General features: G+C 53.2%; 1 rRNA gene. It reads right to left on the bottom strand.

Annotation, left to right across the window (positions count from 1 at the left end):
* Positions 1-436: ribosomal RNA gene (locus M6G53_RS25140) — 16S ribosomal RNA — on the bottom strand; the annotation flags it as partial.

Raw genomic sequence — 436 nt, forward strand, 5'->3', positions numbered from 1 at the left:
GATGAATCTACCTTCCGTCAATTCCTTTGAGTTTTAACCTTGCGGCCGTACTCCCCAGGCGGAATGCTTAATCCGTTAGGTGTGTCACCGAACAGCATGCTGCCCGACGACTGGCATTCATCGTTTACGGCGTGGACTACTAGGGTATCTAATCCTGTTTGCTCCCCACGCTTTCGCACCTCAGCGTCAGTAATGGGCCAGTGAGCCGCCTTCGCCACTGGTGTTCCTCCGAATATCTACGAATTTCACCTCTACACTCGGAATTCCACTCACCTCTACCATACTCAAGACTTCCAGTATCAAAGGCAGTTCCGGGGTTGAGCCCCGGGATTTCACCCCTGACTTAAAAGTCCGCCTACGTGCGCTTTACGCCCAGTAATTCCGAACAACGCTAGCCCCCTTCGTATTACCGCGGCTGCTGGCACTAGTATGCCAG

It is taken from the genome of Serratia nevei, assembly GCF_024160145.1.
GTDB classification, from domain to species: Bacteria; Pseudomonadota; Gammaproteobacteria; order Enterobacterales; family Enterobacteriaceae; genus Serratia; species Serratia nevei_A.